This window comes from Flavobacterium sp. LC2016-13, assembly GCF_009707955.1.
GTDB lineage: Bacteria > Bacteroidota > Bacteroidia > Flavobacteriales > Flavobacteriaceae > Flavobacterium.
Window position 1 is genome coordinate 464,267 of sequence record NZ_WMDQ01000002.1, and the last position, 16,822, is coordinate 481,088.

The following is a 16,822-nucleotide window of genomic DNA, read 5'->3' on the forward strand; positions in this document are numbered from 1 at the left end:
AAAAGCTTTATAAAAAGAGGTAAAAGGCTGTCTAATTTTTTTTTAATATAATTCGTTAATAACCGATAAATATATAAATATGGAAAATGTAAAAGCATCTTTAACTGCTATTGATAGTTTGTTTTTAGATGAAAATAGTATCCCCCAAGAATATCAGATTTCAGAAATCCATCAAAGAGAATATCTCTTAAACGGTAAATTAGTTCCGTGGAACGGAGACGTTACAGAGGTTTTTTCTCCCGTTTTTGTGAATGGTGCTGACGGACTTAAACGTAAACTGGTTGGAACAATTCCGCATACTTCTGCAAAAGAAGCATTAGAATCGTTAGAAGCAGCTGTTGCAGCTTACGACGACGGGCAAGGAGTTTGGCCAACAATGAGCGTTGAAGACAGAATTAAATGCATGCAGAAATTTGTGTATTTAATGATTCAGCAACGTGAATTAGTTATTAAACTTTTGATGTGGGAAATTGGAAAAAGTCTTCCTGATTCTACCAAAGAATTTGACCGAACTGTAGAATATATCAATGCCACAATTGATGCCTTAAAAGATTTAGACAGACAATCTTCACGATTTGAAGAAGCAGAAGGCGTTTTGGCTCAAATCAGACGATCTTCTCTTGGTGTTGTTTTGAGTATGGGACCATTTAATTATCCTTTAAATGAAATTTTTACCACGCTGATTCCGGCCTTAATAATGGGAAATACCATTTTATTTAAACTTCCAAAACATGGTGTTTTAGCGCATTATCCGTTATTGAATGCCTTTAAGGAAGCATTTCCTCCGGGAACGGTAAATACACTTTACGGAAGAGGCGCAGAAATTATTTCTCCATTAATGGAAAGCGGAAAAGTAAATGTATTGGCTTTTATTGGGTCAAGTAATGTCGCAAATGGATTAAAAAAACTGCATCCAAAAGCCAACAGATTACGTTCTATTTTAAGTCTTGATGCAAAAAATGCGGCCATTGTAACCAAACATGCCGATATAAATGTTGCTGTAAGTGAATGTTTACTTGGTTCATTATCGTTTAACGGGCAACGCTGTACGGCATTAAAATTAATTTTTGTGCAGAAAGAGATTGCCGATGAATTTGTTCAAAAATTAAGCGAAGCTGTTGCAGCCTTAAAACCGGGACTTCCGTGGGATAAAGATGTGAAAATTACACCGCTTCCGGAATTTGATAAACCGGCTTATCTTAAAAATTGTCTGGATGATGCTTTGGCAAACGGAGCAAAAATTATAAACGAAAACGGAGGATATACTAATAATTCATTCGTTTTTCCGTCTGTTGTTTATCCAGTAAATGATAAAATGAAATTATATCACGAAGAACAATTTGGTCCAATTATTCCGGTTGTTCCTTTTGATTCTATCGATGAACCAATTGATTATCAAATTAATGCTTCGCATGGAATGCAGGTAAGTATTTTTAGTGAAGATCCGAGAGAAGTAGCCAGTTTAATTGATCCGTTTGTGAATTTGGTAAGCCGTGTAAATATTAATTGCCAATCACAACGTGGACCGGACGTTTTTCCGTTTACCGGAAGAAAAGACAGCGCAGAAGGAACTTTATCGATTTCAGATGCATTACGTTCTTTTTCAATTCGTTCGCTCGTTGCCACTAAAGCTACAGATGCCAATAAAAAATTGTTTAACTCGATTGTAAGAGATCATGATTCTAATTTTTTAAGTACAGATTATATATTTTAAGGGAAAGCGAGCAATTGTATTATCTTTGTTAAGCTAGAAAAATTAGCTTTTTAAAGTTTTATACCCACGATATGTTTGAAGTTTTTGCCAAATATTTACTGAATCAGATACAATTAAGTGATGAAGAATTAGAAATGATTCGGGAAGTTACCGTTGTACGCAAATTGAGAAAAAATCAATACCTGCTTCAGGAAGGCGATATTTGGCGTTTTAATGCTTTTATTACAAAAGGCTGTTTGCGAACGTATAGTGTAAATGATAAATCGAACGAGCATATCATTAATTTTGCCATTGAAAATTGGTGGATAGGAGACAGGGAAAGCCTTCTTAACGGAACGCCTTCACGTTTTAATATCGATGCAATCGAAGACAGCGAAGTATTATTGATAAGCAAAGATAATTTTGCAATACTTACCAAAAGCATTCCTCAATTTCAGGATTTGGTGAACCTAATTATTGAAAGAAGTTTTGTTGCAAGTCAAAACCGAATTAACAGCAGTATAAGCCATTCTGCCGAAGAAAAGTATAAAAACTTTATGGAAAAACAGGCTCATATTGCTTTAAGAGTTCCGCAGCACATGGTCGCTTCTTATTTAGGAATAACGCCTGAAACTTTAAGCAGGATTAGAAAGCAGAGTTTGAAGAAATGAGTTGATAATTATGAATTGTTAATTAGAAATACGGAATACTAAAAAAGGGTAGAAAACAATGTTTTCTACCCTTTTTTATTTTTATAAAATTGAATTATGCGTTTTGTCCGCCATCAACTGTAATGGTTGTTCCGGTAACAAAAGAAGCTTCGGGACTTGCAATGAATGCTACTACATTTGCAATTTCAGAAGGATCAGCATAACGTCCTAATGCTACACTTGCTTTTACAACTTCTGAAAAATCTGTATTATCAGGGTTCATATCGGTCGCTGTTGGCCCGGGATGAATGGTGTTTACCGTAATTCCTTTTTTTCCTAAATCCCAAGCCCAGCCTCTTGAATAAGCCGCAAGAGCAGCTTTTGAAGCCGCATAATCTGCAAAACCTGCAAAAGGTAAACGATCTGCAAAAGTAGAACCAATATTGATGATACGTCCGCCTTCGCCTAAATATTTGGTTGCAGCTCTTACGCCTGCAGCAACACCTGCCGTATTTACAGCGTGTAATTCTTTTAAAGCATCCAGTGTTTCATCAGCATTATCAACTACACTATAAACAGAAACTCCCGCGCTGTTTACTAAAATGTCTAATTTTCCAAATTTTTCAGCTGTTTGGTCTACAGTATTTTTAACAGAAACAGGATCTCCGCTGTTTGCTTTTATTGCAAATGCTTTTCCGTCGTTATTTATAATTTCATTGGCTAATGCCTGTGCTTTTTCTTCAGAACTTACATAAGTAAAGGCTACAGCAGCTCCCTCTGCAGCCAATTTTTTTACGATTGCAGCACCAATTCCACGACTTCCACCAGTTACTAATGCTACTTTGTTTGCTAATTTTTCCATGATCTAATTTTTAATTTATGAATTCTATTAATGTATAATTGATTTAATTTGAAGTGTTTAATAAATGCAATCCCGAAAGTGGTCCGCCTGGAAATTGCTGCATTGCGCCGCCGGGAACCAAACTTCCGAGATCAACTCCTGAAAAGTTTAAGGTTTCTAAAAATACTTTGACACTGTTTTTAGCTTTTGAATTATCACCGGAATAAAAGATGACAGTTCTTTCTTGATTTTTACCATTTGAACCAATCACCGCAGGCTGTAAAGTATTGAATGCTTTTACAATATGTGCATTCGGTAAAAGTGAAGCCACAATTTCGCTTGATGTTTTTCTGCCCAAATCAGGAAGAATAAATCCGGGATTAATAATGGGATTGTTGGCGTCAAGAATAATTTTTCCTGTCATATCCGGCAAATCCTTAACAGAATCTTCCAGTTTTTGCCACGGAATAGAAAGCATGATAATATCAGCTTCTGCAGCTTCTTGTTTACTGACTGCTTTTACATTATAACCTATTCTTTGTGCTGCATCTTTTAGTGAATCTGCTCCTCGGCTGTTGCTGATAAAAACTTCGTGTCCGGATTGAGCTGCTCTTTGAGCAAAAGCTAAACCTATAGCTCCGGCTCCTATAATTCCTATTTTCATATCGTTTATTATTATATTGTTGATATTGATTTTAATAAGACAAAGTTATAGCAGGAGTGAGGGGCAGACCAATGACCTTTAAAGCAAAAAAGCCTTGACTTATGTCAAGGCTTTTGTTATTTTTTGGCAGATAAACTTCTGATTCTGCTTAATCTTTCGGCCGAAACGCCCAAATAAGAAGCAATCATGTGCAGGGGAACGCGATTAAAAATATCGGGAAATTTTTGAATAAACTGATTGTATCGTTCTTCTGTACTAAACGTCATGGCATCATTTACTCTGTTTTGTGCCGCAATGTAGGTTCTGTTTATAAGATTATTTATCATTGAGAGAAATTCAGGAATCTCAATAAATAAGTTATCCATATCTTCTCTTTTAATTAGTATCAAAATTGATTCTTCGAGAGCATCAATATTATATTTGGATGGCGTTGCATTTAGTAAAGCTTCGCGATCGCCAGCCCACCAGTTTTCTATGGAGAATTTTATAATATGTTCGGCACTTTTGTCATCTACGGTATACGTTCTCAGGCAGCCGGAACATACAAAAGCATAATGTTGCCAAAGATCGCCTTCCTGCAGCAAATATTGTTTTTTGCGCAGTTTTTTAATTTTTCCAACCTCACGAATCTTTTCAAAATCATGATCAGAAATAGTGACTTTACTATTAATATAGGTCTTAAAAAATTCGAAGGCAGTATTTTGAGTTTCCTCAGTATTTTTCATAATCGGTTACAGACTTTTTGATGAGCTAAGTTACTTCAAAAAAAGATAATTCAAGAGTTAAAAACCTTGATTAAAGTCAATTTGTTTGATATTATATATCAATGTTTTCCAAAGTTAGAAACAAGAACTTTGTAACATTTATAATAATTAAACGATTGTATTATGTCACATTTTAAAAGCGATGAAGCGCTCTTGTTAACAACCAAACTTTATGTAGGAGCGTGGCTTTTATCTAACAGAAGATTACACAATTTAATTATCAAACTTTCTGAAGAAGAAATCTATAAAGAAATTTCTCCCGAAAGAAACCGAGGGATTTATCTTTTGGGACATCTTGTTTCTACAACCGATACGATGATTGAGTTATTGGGTTTTGATAAAAAAAGATATCCTGAACTCGATGCTGTTTTTGTTTCTGCACCCGATAAATCAGGCAAAATTTTTCCAGATTTTGAAGTTTTAAAACAAAATTGGGAAAAGATAAATGCTGTTATGTTAGAACATATCGAAAATATGTCGCCGGAACAATGGTTAGAAAAACATGCTTCTGTCAGTGAAGATGATTTTAAGAAAGATCCAACCCGAAATAAACTGAATGTTTTAATTAGCAGAACCAATCATCAAAATTATCATTTAGGACAATTGGTTTTGTTATTATAATATTTATATCAATATCTTTTATGATATAAATTTTTTATTAAACACATAGAGACATAGATTTAAAAAATGATTTATTAAGGTGTTAAAAAAAATCTAGATTTTAACACATAGACTTACACGCAGAACTATGTGAATTAATGCAAGTGAAACGCCTTTTTAACCCACAGAAAAACTATGTTCCTATGTGTTTAAAATAATTACACACAACAGCATATTTATATTTTTTTGGTGTTTTGATTTCTAATTCGACTAAGCGTTTCTGCAGAAATTCCCAAATAAGAAGCAATCATGTGTTGCGGAAATCGGGAATGTACATCCTGAAATTTATGAAGGAAATTGGTATATTTTTGTTCCGATGTTAAACTGATATTCGACAAAACCCGATTTTGAGATTCTATAAAACTAATCTCAAACAGCTTTTTCATGAATTTTGCAAAATCAGGGATTTCAGCTAAAAGCTTTTCAAAATTTACTTTCGAAATCAATACCACTTCAGAATCTTCGAGAGCATCAATATTTAGATTTGAAGGAATTTCAGAAGAATAACTTTCCATATCTCCCGTCCAGGAATTCTCCAAAGAAAAATCAATAATATGCTCAATGCCGCGATCGTCTACACTATACGTGCGCAAAAGTCCTTTTAAAACAAAAGCATAATAACGCCAAATATCACCTTCCTGCAGCAGAAATTTTCTTCTCTTAATGTTTTTATGAATAAGAGATTCCTGTATTAATTCAAATTCGGGTTCAGAAATTTGAAGTTTCGTTTTTAAATAATCGAGAAAATCCTGATACATAAGAATGAGTTTGAGTAAAATTATCGATTTTTTGATATATAATAAAAAAATCCCGCCATAAAGCGGGATTTTGAAGTTAAAAGAACTTGGATGTTTATTTTTTTAATCCGTCGATAAAAATGTAAAGCGATTTAATTTTGTTGTTTTCTATCGCAAAAACATCCTGACCAGTAATTGTATCGGGTTTGCTTTCTGGGCCAAACTGCCAGAAAAGGCGTGCAATATTATTGTGTGTTTCAATTGGTTTTGCCAAAGAGAATTTAAATCCCGGATGTTTTTTCTGAAGATCATCAATAAACGGATTCAAGTCTGCAGTTCCGTTTAAAATAAAAAACGGATCTACAATATTCACATCTTCGGTATAAATCAGTTTGAAGTTTTTGGTTCTTTTCTCTACATTTTTTTCACCCCAGGTTGCCAAATGTAACTGAAGTAATTTTTCTACTTCAGTTGTAGCCATAACTTTTGTTGCGCTGGTAATCGCAAAAGATTCTCCAGCCAGTTTTGGTGACCATAATTTAGTCTTCGGATTTTCTTTTTCATACGCTTTTCCGTTAGGGTACGAAACCAGTTCAAACTGCGCTCCCCAAGGCGCTAAAAAATAAACCCATGATTCGCCTGCAGTTGGTCCCGCAGTACTTATATTAGGATCACTCAAAACGGTTATCCCTTTTGATTTAAGATATTTTACGCTGTTATTAATATCATCAGTATAAAAAGCAGTATGATTCCAGCCAAGATCATCTCCATAAGGTACTTCTTTATTTCCTTTTGGTGATTTGTATTCAAATAATTCAATATTAGCTCCGTCACCAGCTCTTAACGATATGATTTTTTCAACCTGAGCACCAGAGTGAATTTTGTATTTTTCTCTCCAGGCATCATCAAGTTCAAAAGGGCCAATTTCTGTTACAGGCGTAAAACCTAAAATATCTTTAAAAAATGGCAAAGCCGTTTTCATGTCAGGAACTGTAATTCCAATGTGTTCAATGCCTTTAACTACAGGAGTTTGAGCAGATGTATTTTGCGAAAATATTGTTGTTAGCGTTAACATATAGATTGTTTTATAAATTGTTTTCATTTGTTTTATCATTTTATTTCTGTTAGAAACTCTGAAATTGGTTTTCTAACTTTTTTTACTTTTAAATTATAATCGTTGGTTTCGTCTCTGTAGCCTAAAGCTAAAAGCATGGAACTTCTTAATCCTTTTTCCGGTAATCCTAATAACTCATCAAGTTGTGGAGGATTGAAACCTTCCATTGGTGTTGCATCAATTTTTTCGAGTGCGGCTGCAGCTACAGAAAGCCCAAGTGCAATATGTGCCTGTTTTGCGGCGTGATGGAAATTTTCTTCTTTAGTAAAATTCCCAAAGTAATTGATGGCGAAATTCTTTTGGCGTTCGGTTACGGTTTCTTCCTGATTTCGCTGTTCGTTAAGATGTTTAAAAACACCATCAATTCTTTCAGGCGTATAATTATCCCAGGCTGCAAATACCAATAAATGGGATGATTCAATGGCTTGCGGTTGATTCATGGCGATTGGCAGAATTTGTTGTTTAAGCTCCTGATTGCTGATCGCAATGATTTCATAAGGCTGTAAACCAATTCCCGAAGGTGCAAGATGAGCGGCTTGAATAATGCGTTCGACAATTTCGTCAGGAACTTTCTGGCCTGTCATTTTCTTGGTTGCATAACGCCAGTTCAGTGCTTCTATAATAGATTTCATAGTAGTTTATTTTGAAGAGTTAATAAGGCTTTACGAGTTTTGCAAAGCCTTATTTTAGTTGAATTAGTTGCTGTAAGCAGAAAGCCATTTCGCTTTAATCTCTGCTCTTGCAGTAATAAATTCCTGATCTGTTCCCTGGGCAATGGCATCAAGTGGTAAACGTAACGGACGAGTACCTTTTTCCATGTTTACAAGAGACAAAATACCGTCGGCAATAGTTTGAGGGTTCATATCGTATTGCGCCATTTTTCCAAATAAAGCACCGCCAAGCGCGTTGAATTTAGCCGCAGCTTCTTCTCCGTATTCGGCAATAATATCTGCTTTATCAGCTTGAAGTCCTGATTTTTGACCGTTGTTCATTTCTGTTGGATAAACGCCCGGCTGAATACTTACGTTTTCAATTCCGAATTCGCTTAATTCATCCTGAATTCCTTCTGTAATACTTTCTACACCAAATTTAGAAGCTAAATAAGGACCCATAAAAGATAAAGTATGTCCGCTAGCGCCAGAAGTAAGGTTGATAATTAAACCATTTTTAGCTTTACGCATACTTGGTAAAACGGCTTGATACGTACGAATAACTCCGTAAAAGTTAACTTCAAACATGTTTCTGATCTGGTCTAAAGTCCATGATTCCCAAACACCATATCCGGCAACTCCGGCATTGTTTATAAGTACGTCGATTGTACCATGTTTGGCTAAAGTTTGTTCGAATGCTTTTGTTACAGACTCATCGTTTGTAACATCAATATCAACGACTTCAACATTTGGCAAAGCTGCCAATTCTTTTGCAACGGCTTCGTTTTTACCGTTTGTTCCGCGCATACCTGCAATAACGGTATGACCAGCATTTGAAAGTGTGATTGCAGTTAATTTACCAAATCCTGTACTTGTTCCTGTAATAAAGATTGTTTTTGACATTTTGTATATATTTTAGATAATAATATACACAGGTTACCACTTTATTTTTTAATCTGACTGAGGAAGTTTTTAATATAAAGATATACCTGTTTAATTATATATAACACTTCCTTATACAAAAATAAAAAAGAGCAAATAGAAATATTTGCTCTTTAAGTGCTTATAAAAATCACAAAATCACAGGTTTGGACTTAGGTTAATTTTTAAAGTCTTATTTCTGTGTTATTTGCATGGGCATATAAAATTTTGATGATTGAATAATTCAATTCGCACATGTAAATAACACATTATCAAATATATAAAAAACAAAAGTAAGTTTATACTTACTTAGTGTTAAAGTTTAGATAATGATTTACCATCATCTTCTATTATTTATGACGTGAATTAATTATCCAATTCATTATATCTTATGTATTTATCCGCCACATTAAATAAACCAACAATTTAATACTCATCCATTTGATTTATATTTCTTAAATTCACATAAGTGTATAATTTGAAATTTAAGATATGGGAACACGTAAAATTTACGATCGCAATTTCAAAATAAAAGCAGTCCAATTAGGTACTGAGAGAGGTCTTTTAAAAGTTGCAAAAGAGCTTGACATTTCACACTCACTAATGATAAATTGGCAAAAAGAATATCTTAAATATGGATCAGAAAGTTTTTGCGGAATTGGTAACTTTAGAAACTCCGAACAAAAAAGATTACATGAACTAAAAAGAATACTTAAATTAAAGCTTCAATTATCAGAACTGAACATTGAGATTTTTAAAAGTGGAAGTGAATATATTTCTCAAGGCAAGCCAATGATTTATCATTTTATTGACAGTAATAAAGATAAGTATCCACTTAGAAAAATGTGTAAATTTTTAGGTACAACTCACAGCTCATATTGCAAATGGAAAAATCAAGTATTTTCACCACGACAACGTCAAACACTTTTATTAGAAGAAGAAATAAAGTCCATATTTTATGAATTTAAAGAAATCTATGGAGGTCAAAAAATTACTGCAGAATTACAAAGTCGAGGTTTTAAAATAAACACGTCCCAAGTTTCTGTCTATATGAAAAAACTAGGTCTTACTAGCAAAATTAGAAGAAACAGGAAGCGGACATCTGATGCACGTCATAATCATTATGTTTTTCCAAATCTTTTAAAGCCAACGTTGAATATTGAAGCACCTTGTCAGGTGTGGCTTTCTGATATAAATCATATTCAAACAGTAACAGGAGCTTTATACCTTACAATTATTATGGATTTATTTGACGAAAACATTGTTGGATGGAGTCTAAGTAATGTTTTAACCGTTAAAGGGACTACTGTACCGGCATGGGAATCGGCTGTCATCAATCTAAAAACTACGAAGAAATTAATATTTCATTCCGATAGAGGCATTCAATATGCCAATAAAATGCTTTCTGAGAAACTAGAGTCTTATAAATATATAAGACGAAGTATGAATCGAAAAGGAAGTCATTGCAATAATGCTGTTTCAAGCTTTTTTAAATCCATTAAAACTGCTCTAGTAGATTCAAATATGCTTTTAACGGACAAAGAGATGACAGAGAAAGTATTTGCATATATTGAAAATTGGTATGACAAAAAAGAGGGGATTCTACAATAAGTTATTAAACTTTAGCCTATGAAAACGTATGAACGTACTTTCAAAGAGAATGCAGTTAAATTAAGCTACGAACGAGGCAAAGGTCAAATTGTCAATATCGAAAGAGAGCTGGGAATAACTCCAAGTTGTTTAAACAGATGGCGACAAGACTTTGAAAAATTTGGAACAGGAAGTTTCTGTGGAACTGGTTACCTGAAATTAACTCCTGATCAGGCAATAATTACTACCCTTGAGAAAAAAATTAAAAATTCGGAACTTACATTGGAAATTTTAAAAAGTGGCAGTAAATATGTAGCTCAAGGAAAAGTAATGACTAAGGAATTCATTGAGAACAATAAACATAAATTTTCAATTTTAAAAATGTGTGACGCATTACAGGTATCTAGAACCACATATTATTTAAGGAAAAAACAAGAACTTTCAGGCACAGAAATTCGAATAAATTTATTAAAAGACGAAATTACATCCATATTTTATGAAAATAAGCAGAGATATGGATGTACAAAAATTGCTAAAGAACTTGAAAAGAAAGGATTTATACTATGTAGTTCACAAGTAAATATTTATATGAATATTTTAGGTCTACGTAGCAGACCTAAAAGAAAATATAAGCCGACGACAGATTCAAATCATAATCATTATGTATCTCCAAATGTTTTAAATAGAGAGTTTAAAGTTAGTGAGCCTGCTAAAGTGTGGGTTTCGGACATTACATATATACAAACAATGAGAGGCTTTGTATATCTTACCATTGTGATGGATTTATTTGACAGGAAAATCATAGGATGGAGTTTAAGTGACACAATGAGCACTAAGCAAACTACTTTGTCTGCTTGGGAAATGGCAGTTAAAAATAGGAAAATCAGTAAAGATTTAATCTTCCATTCTGATAGAGGTTCTCAATATGCTAATAAAATTTTCACTGATACATTAGACTCTTACAAGTGTGTTAGAAGAAGTATGAGTCGTAGACAAAATAATTATGACAATGCTGTTTCGGAAAGCTTTTTCAATTGTTTTAAAGCTGAATTAATTAGAGGAACTAAACTTTTAACGAGAAAGCAAATGAAGTTAGATGTAATTGAATACATCGAAAACTGGTATAATAAAAAAAGAAGGCATTCATATTTGGGGTTTAAAACAATCGAAGAATTTGAAAATATTAATAAATCCCTTTATGGTGTTGTTGTTTAGTTTTATCAAATGTAAAATTCATAATAGCATGTATCACAGTAATAATATCAGACACACCATTCCAAATATTGTTTAATTATATATAAACTATAATATTAAAACAAACATATCATGAAAACACTTTCAGATCACATTCAAGAAAGCTTCAGTCCTAAAGAAGAACAAAATACAGTTATAGAGAATCTAAATGACAATCAAGAAGAAGTTGTTAATGAGGATGAATCTGTAGAAAAAGAAAAACCGTCTGAATAAGGACGGCTTTTTTATTATTTCACTACGTATAAATACCTGATTTATTGCAAAATAAGCATATTTTGTTTTTTCTATTCGGTTTTTTGCTATATTAGTTTTGAATTAGTTTAACAATTAATTTCTTAATAGTAAAATTCAATTTTATTTATGACATTTATCGCTTCAGTTATTGCTAAAGACGGAGTAGCTATTGTAGCAGATTCGTTTGTAACAACTCTAGATCAATCCATTGACAGAGATTCTTTTCTGGATTATCTAAGTAAAACCAAGAATAAAAAATCGATACCAATTGAAGATATCGTTGATCTTTTCAACAAAAGGCCTTCCCATACCAGAAATTTTGCCGATAAATTATTTCAATTTGATCAATTTTCAGCCATCTCAACTGCAGGTTCAGCATATATAAATGGTAAAGAAATTAAAGATATTGTAAAATCAATAGCTATTGATATTCAAGCTGACGAAGGTGTTTATTACGCAAGAGATATCGAAGATATATTAAAAGACTTATGCTCAAAAGTAAGAGTTGAAGTTTTTGAACATCTAAAAAATAATGATTTCGGTGAGACTGACTTTGTTTTTTCACATTTTAATAGAGGCAAGAATAAACCACAAGTTTTTGTAATTCGAATGAGAGCTTCTAGCAAAGACAATTATGATGTTGCAGATGATACGATTGTTTCATATTCTGAGAAATCTCATTTAAAGATAATAACAGATGGTCAAGATGGTTTTGTCGATCGATTGATTTTTGGCTCTTTATATACAAACATAATCGATGTTAAAGATTTTTTCATAGAATATATTATAAAGAAATGCAAGCCAAAGTCTACTAAAAAAGCAGAAATAATTTCAGAAATAGAAGATATGTCCTTTTTAGAAAATATCATAAAAAATGATGTTTTTTACATAAAATTTAGAGAATTAAGTTTGCAAGAAGCAGTAGATTTGGCATCTTTATTGATTAAAATAATAATGGACATTCAAGTTTATACAGAAAAAATTCCTACAGTAGGCGGGCTTATAAGACTTGCTATAATCAATAAAGAAACTGGTTTTCAATGGATTTCAGGAGATAAGATTGTACCATCCAAAATAATTTAATACTTTTGTGTAATTTTTAAATCGAATAAGTTATGAAAGCAGAAAATAAACAAATAGAACCTTCGGCTTGGACTCAACTTACTGATAAGATAAAAGAAGTCGATAGAATGAAAAAACAAAGCAATATGCTTTTACAACAACAAATTGATTCTATCTTAGGAAACAAAAAACTTAAAATAAATGTCCCTAAGAATTTTAAGGAAACTGAGTTATTTAAAACTAAACCGTGCTAATATATTAAGCCAACTCATTTGAGTTGGCTTTTTTATTAAATATAAAAACTTAAATCCCTAATAGTCCTTTCGAAGCACCTAAACTATCTGTAAATTGTCTTCGAGTATTTGTCATGGGATCAAATGGCACAAAAGAAGGATTTCCTGCATATAGTTCTCCTAATTTTGAAATTTGATCGTTAAGCTTTTGTGCTTGTGATGTTGCATTTTTCCAAGCATTTATGTTTCCTGTGGACAATTTACTTTTCTGAATTCTGTATAATCCTAAATATTTATCAAGAGTTTTAGAATGTGGAATAGTCTGTTGAACTAGTGATTTGAGCTTGATTTGATAATTGTCTAGTGAAGTTATGTATGACGGATTATTTTTTAGTTCATTATATGTCCAATTATCTAATTTAACCTCACAGGTTTTAGATTTGATGTAATAATAGTTTTCGTAGTAAGCTTCCTTTGTTTCATACACCTTGTACCCTTGTTTCTCTACAATCTTTATTAGTTCTTGCGTTTGAATGAAAGCCATAATAGATTTTAAATTTTCTTCCTTCATTACATATAATTTACCAGAAGAATCATTTTTATAAATACTGTAAACGATTTCAGATAAACCACCATCATTATTATATTCATTCGATGTATCAACCAACTCATTTTCAATATAATTTCCTCGACGGTCGTCTCTTCTAGCGTAACGATATTGATTAGGTGTCTTCGAATAAGAGCCAATGATTTGATTGTCACTTGGAATCTCATTGCTTAGAAATAGTACCGGTCTTTTAGTCTCGATAATAGTGTCATGTAGAAGAGACCATAATTTAAAGTCTTTATCTTTCATGTATTTATATACATTTCCTGAAATCGATAGAGAATTGTTTTCTTGGCCTACTGCCCGTGTAGTAAATAAAAATGTTGAAGTGGAAATAATGGCGTACGCGAAATGCATGCAGTACTTTTGATAGTGCTTTTTCATTGTGTGGTAATTAGGATTTATAAATGTTTATTGCAAAAAATAAGCGTGGACATTTACACCAAGCTAAATCCAGGATTACCACACCCTTAAACAAGCAATGATGCAAAGCCACGCCATGACGGCGCACTTCACATACATTATTTGCTTGTTAAATCGAGAAGCTGTTGAGCCTCAGGGTGGTAATTCGGATTTAGCAATAACGTAATTAAGCACGAATATTTTTACATTACAAAAATAATTAAAAAGGATGACGTGGGACAATGAAAGTTACACAATGTTTTGATTGTTTATGAACAGAATAGTTCTGATTTTACTTATGATAGATGTTATATTATAAATAATTTAAAACATCTATATCATGTTCAAACTTCGTCTGTATAAATTTTTGAGTACCTTTATTCCTTACTTTAAAAGGAAACTAATGAATTCTATTTATAATCTTATTAAGACTAGTGCGGACAATCACATTAAGGGATATATTCAGAAAGATCTATTTACAATAGTACCTATTACTAATTCAGTAAAACCAAATAATGTTAAATATGCAGTAAAATATCAAAATGTAAACTTTTCAATTGAAATAGAATATATTAACAATCAAATGGAAATTTCATTTCTTTCAACTGAATTAATTTCTTCTAAAACAGCATTATTTGATATTTCTCGTTTTGTACAATTTGTTGAATCAATATCAACTCAAAATTTAATAAGACAAATTCAATTCGTTTTAAGCCATGGATAAAGGAGTTATTTTATATTAATTTAGTAAGTTTCTTTAAAGTTTTTATTTCGATAAATGTATATAAAACCAGTATTTATACTTGTAAAGATTTAATATCAAGTCTGTATATTTATCGAAATTTAATGTATATGAAAATTGATCTTTTTTCTGCTTGGAATTGGTTTTGGTTCTTTGTTATTTTTTCAGCTGGAGCCTCTGCAACAGTTTATTCTCTTTATCAATATTATCAAAGTGTTGTATCCGATGATGAATTATCAAATCAAAAAGTGAAAACAGAATATTATCAAAATGAAACACTTAAATATGCTCTGGGTGACGGTTATGCAGTAGTTTTATTAGGTGAGAATCCGAATCAAAATACTTTTAACGTATTTTTAGAAAATACTTCTAAATACCCGATTTATGATAGTGAGTTATCAGGTATAAATTACACTCAGTTAAAAAATTGTGGAATAAATGAATCTGCAAACGAAGTGATTGTTAACAGAGCTTGTTTCTTAGCTAACAACGCTATCATATTCGAAAATCACAATTTAAAACCAGGAAAAATATCTCCATTGAATTATGCATTTCGAAAGGAAACACGATCATTATTTTATGTATTTCAACTAAGTGCAAGACACATTACAACTATTCAATACTGTATAAATTTGTACGATGTTGCGACCAGCAGATACACATATAGCTATAAACTATTTAAAATAGAACCGAATAATAGTTATACATTATTGAAAGAAGGAGGTCCTCAATTGAATCCTGAGATATGGAAGCAAAATTTACCATACTGTAAAGAAATCAGAATAGAAGGACTTTAATTATTTCTTTTCTTCCTCATTCTTCAAAGTACCTTTCATAATACCACCCTCCTTTGCAGGACTTGTCATCATTAGGGTGGATAAATCTTCTTCTATAGGCTTCTCTTCGAAAACTTCTTTTACTGTTTTTTTATTTAGCGATTCTTCCATATGTTTTGCAAGTGGTTTCATAAGATAGAGTTTATAATATATATAAGGATTTAAAAAATACTTTTGTTAAAATGATGCATTTTGTCGAGTTTATTTTCCGTTTGTCTATAATTAAGCTCTTGTCAAAATATTCAGCATAAAATTAGTTTCCGTTTTATTATATTTGAATGATTTACGCTGAGTAAATCTTAAAATTATCAGATATAATTAATTTATGAATACTGAAAATCAAATTGAAGAGTATAATAGTTTAAGACAAGATTGCTGGAACGATGCGCTACATTCTTTTGGAACAGCATATATCTATTCGAAAAAGAGTCAAAAAATTGGTTGGCTTTTAAAAACAAATAATTTTCTAGGTATAATAGTTCCCGTTGTGATTGGGGGTATTGTAACGTCCTACAACATTTCTACTGAAGCATTAAAAGTGATATTGTTTTTTGCTGCGCCTATTTCATTAATGCAACTTATTTTATCAGTCCTATCTCTCAGTAATAAATGGGATGATTCTTACTCTTATTATCTCGAATCAACCAACGATAATTCTCAACTATCAAATGATTATAATAATTTAGCTAGATATCCTCCAGAAAGCAAAAATGAATTAAAATTAAAAAAAGACCTCATTGATGTGAAGTATCAAATTAGAAATACCAATGATACTAAATATCGATTATCTGATAAGCAAAAAAGAGAAGGTATGAGATATTCTTTAAGAAATTTTCAACGTACATGTGCTGGATGTGGCATAAAACCAGTTGATATGAAACCAACTAACTGTGGCGTATGTGGTGATTTTTAATATTTAACTAACAATTTATAATATGACTAATAACAAAAATGTACTTAGGGTACTTAATGGATTTCTAGAATTATCTACTTCAGAAAAAATTGAGTTAAAAAAAGAAATTGATGATTTAATCATTTCGGGAGTTTTGACAAATGAATATACCAACCTAAGTAAGAAAAGAGAGATTTCAGTCAAAATGTCTGCAAACTTAGGGCCAACAAACAATAATAATTGTAAATGTTGTGGAAGAGGTTAATAGTCAATCCC

Annotated in this window: 21 protein-coding genes; 12 read left to right on the forward strand and 9 right to left on the reverse strand. The window is 32.0% G+C overall.

Annotated features, from left to right (window positions below; genetic code table 11):
• The first annotated feature begins 79 nt into the window (after positions 1 to 79).
• Positions 80 to 1,714 carry an NADP-dependent glyceraldehyde-3-phosphate dehydrogenase gene (locus GKZ86_RS05835; RefSeq protein ID WP_154782163.1) on the forward strand — a complete coding sequence of 545 codons (1,635 nt, stop codon included), beginning with the start codon at positions 80 to 82 and terminating at the stop codon, positions 1,712 to 1,714.
• A gap of 71 nt (positions 1,715 to 1,785) precedes the next feature.
• Entirely contained in the window at positions 1,786 to 2,364 is a 579-nt protein-coding gene (locus tag GKZ86_RS05840) for a Crp/Fnr family transcriptional regulator (protein ID WP_154782164.1), read from the forward strand.
• A gap of 94 nt (positions 2,365 to 2,458) precedes the next feature.
• On the opposite strand, the gene GKZ86_RS05845 is transcribed toward GKZ86_RS05840, so the two are convergent.
• The 3 genes from GKZ86_RS05845 to GKZ86_RS05855 form a co-directional block, all read right to left on the reverse strand.
• Complete coding sequence (locus GKZ86_RS05845; RefSeq protein ID WP_154782165.1) at positions 2,459 to 3,205, reverse strand: SDR family oxidoreductase; 747 nt, start codon at positions 3,203 to 3,205, stop codon at positions 2,459 to 2,461.
• 43 nt (positions 3,206 to 3,248) lie between these two features.
• Positions 3,249 to 3,848, reverse strand: coding sequence for an NADPH-dependent F420 reductase (locus GKZ86_RS05850; RefSeq protein ID WP_154782166.1), 600 nt, complete (start codon positions 3,846 to 3,848; stop codon positions 3,249 to 3,251).
• 116 nt (positions 3,849 to 3,964) lie between these two features.
• The gene (locus tag GKZ86_RS05855; RefSeq protein ID WP_154782167.1) at positions 3,965 to 4,573 is read right to left on the reverse strand and encodes a Crp/Fnr family transcriptional regulator; all 609 of its coding nucleotides are present in this window, start codon (positions 4,571 to 4,573) and stop codon (positions 3,965 to 3,967) included.
• Positions 4,574 to 4,735: 162 nt separating this feature from the next.
• On the opposite strand from GKZ86_RS05855, the gene GKZ86_RS05860 reads away from it, so the two are divergent.
• Positions 4,736 to 5,233 (forward strand): DinB family protein, encoded by a 498-nt coding sequence (locus GKZ86_RS05860; protein WP_154782168.1) that lies wholly within the window; start codon positions 4,736 to 4,738, stop codon positions 5,231 to 5,233.
• Positions 5,234 to 5,448: 215 nt separating this feature from the next.
• Here the strand turns inward: GKZ86_RS05860 and GKZ86_RS05865 are convergent, their stop codons facing one another.
• The 4 genes from GKZ86_RS05865 to GKZ86_RS05880 all read right to left on the reverse strand — a co-directional run bounded on the left by GKZ86_RS05865 (position 5,449) and on the right by GKZ86_RS05880 (position 8,676).
• The gene (locus GKZ86_RS05865; RefSeq protein ID WP_154782169.1) at positions 5,449 to 6,030 is read right to left on the reverse strand and encodes a Crp/Fnr family transcriptional regulator; all 582 of its coding nucleotides are present in this window, start codon (positions 6,028 to 6,030) and stop codon (positions 5,449 to 5,451) included.
• 94 nt (positions 6,031 to 6,124) lie between these two features.
• On the reverse strand, positions 6,125 to 7,111 hold the full coding sequence (locus GKZ86_RS05870; protein WP_154782170.1) for a VOC family protein: 987 nt from the start codon (positions 7,109 to 7,111) through the stop codon (positions 6,125 to 6,127).
• Positions 7,112 to 7,119: 8 nt separating this feature from the next.
• Positions 7,120 to 7,755, reverse strand: a complete 636-nt coding sequence (locus GKZ86_RS05875) for a nitroreductase family protein (protein ID WP_154782171.1) — start codon at positions 7,753 to 7,755, stop codon at positions 7,120 to 7,122.
• A gap of 63 nt (positions 7,756 to 7,818) precedes the next feature.
• A complete protein-coding gene (locus tag GKZ86_RS05880) occupies positions 7,819 to 8,676 on the reverse strand; it encodes an SDR family oxidoreductase (RefSeq protein ID WP_154782172.1) in 858 nt (285 codons plus the stop codon).
• A 510-nt stretch (positions 8,677 to 9,186) separates the two neighbouring features.
• On the opposite strand from GKZ86_RS05880, the gene GKZ86_RS05885 reads away from it, so the two are divergent.
• From GKZ86_RS05885 to GKZ86_RS05905, 5 genes are all read left to right on the forward strand, one after another.
• A complete protein-coding gene (locus GKZ86_RS05885) occupies positions 9,187 to 10,305 on the forward strand; it encodes an IS3 family transposase (protein WP_154782173.1) in 1,119 nt (372 codons plus the stop codon).
• 18 nt (positions 10,306 to 10,323) lie between these two features.
• Positions 10,324 to 11,499, forward strand: coding sequence for an IS3 family transposase (locus GKZ86_RS05890; RefSeq protein WP_154782174.1), 1,176 nt, complete (start codon positions 10,324 to 10,326; stop codon positions 11,497 to 11,499).
• A gap of 111 nt (positions 11,500 to 11,610) precedes the next feature.
• The gene (locus GKZ86_RS05895; protein ID WP_154782175.1) at positions 11,611 to 11,751 is read left to right on the forward strand and encodes a hypothetical protein; all 141 of its coding nucleotides are present in this window, start codon (positions 11,611 to 11,613) and stop codon (positions 11,749 to 11,751) included.
• Between the two features lie 147 nt (positions 11,752 to 11,898).
• Positions 11,899 to 12,855, forward strand: a complete 957-nt coding sequence (locus tag GKZ86_RS05900) for a hypothetical protein (protein WP_154782176.1) — start codon at positions 11,899 to 11,901, stop codon at positions 12,853 to 12,855.
• 32 nt (positions 12,856 to 12,887) lie between these two features.
• Positions 12,888 to 13,088 carry a hypothetical protein gene (locus tag GKZ86_RS05905; protein WP_154782177.1) on the forward strand — a complete coding sequence of 67 codons (201 nt, stop codon included), beginning with the start codon at positions 12,888 to 12,890 and terminating at the stop codon, positions 13,086 to 13,088.
• A gap of 49 nt (positions 13,089 to 13,137) precedes the next feature.
• Here the strand turns inward: GKZ86_RS05905 and GKZ86_RS05910 are convergent, their stop codons facing one another.
• Complete coding sequence (locus GKZ86_RS05910; protein ID WP_154782178.1) at positions 13,138 to 14,058, reverse strand: hypothetical protein; 921 nt, start codon at positions 14,056 to 14,058, stop codon at positions 13,138 to 13,140.
• Positions 14,059 to 14,479: 421 nt separating this feature from the next.
• Between GKZ86_RS05910 and GKZ86_RS05915 the strand changes: the two genes are divergently transcribed.
• Positions 14,480 to 14,800, forward strand: coding sequence for a hypothetical protein (locus GKZ86_RS05915; RefSeq protein ID WP_154782179.1), 321 nt, complete (start codon positions 14,480 to 14,482; stop codon positions 14,798 to 14,800).
• A 128-nt stretch (positions 14,801 to 14,928) separates the two neighbouring features.
• Entirely contained in the window at positions 14,929 to 15,615 is a 687-nt protein-coding gene (locus GKZ86_RS05920; RefSeq protein ID WP_154782180.1) for a hypothetical protein, read from the forward strand.
• Here GKZ86_RS05920 and GKZ86_RS05925 read toward each other — a convergent pair whose 3' ends face one another.
• Positions 15,616 to 15,786 (reverse strand): hypothetical protein, encoded by a 171-nt coding sequence (locus GKZ86_RS05925; protein ID WP_154782181.1) that lies wholly within the window; start codon positions 15,784 to 15,786, stop codon positions 15,616 to 15,618.
• Positions 15,787 to 15,979: 193 nt separating this feature from the next.
• Here GKZ86_RS05925 and GKZ86_RS05930 point away from each other — a divergent pair, with 193 nt between their 5' ends.
• Complete coding sequence (locus tag GKZ86_RS05930; RefSeq protein WP_154782182.1) at positions 15,980 to 16,567, forward strand: mobilome CxxCx(11)CxxC protein; 588 nt, start codon at positions 15,980 to 15,982, stop codon at positions 16,565 to 16,567.
• Positions 16,568 to 16,589: 22 nt separating this feature from the next.
• The gene (locus GKZ86_RS05935; protein WP_154782183.1) at positions 16,590 to 16,811 is read left to right on the forward strand and encodes a hypothetical protein; all 222 of its coding nucleotides are present in this window, start codon (positions 16,590 to 16,592) and stop codon (positions 16,809 to 16,811) included.
• Positions 16,812 to 16,822 lie beyond the last annotated feature (11 nt).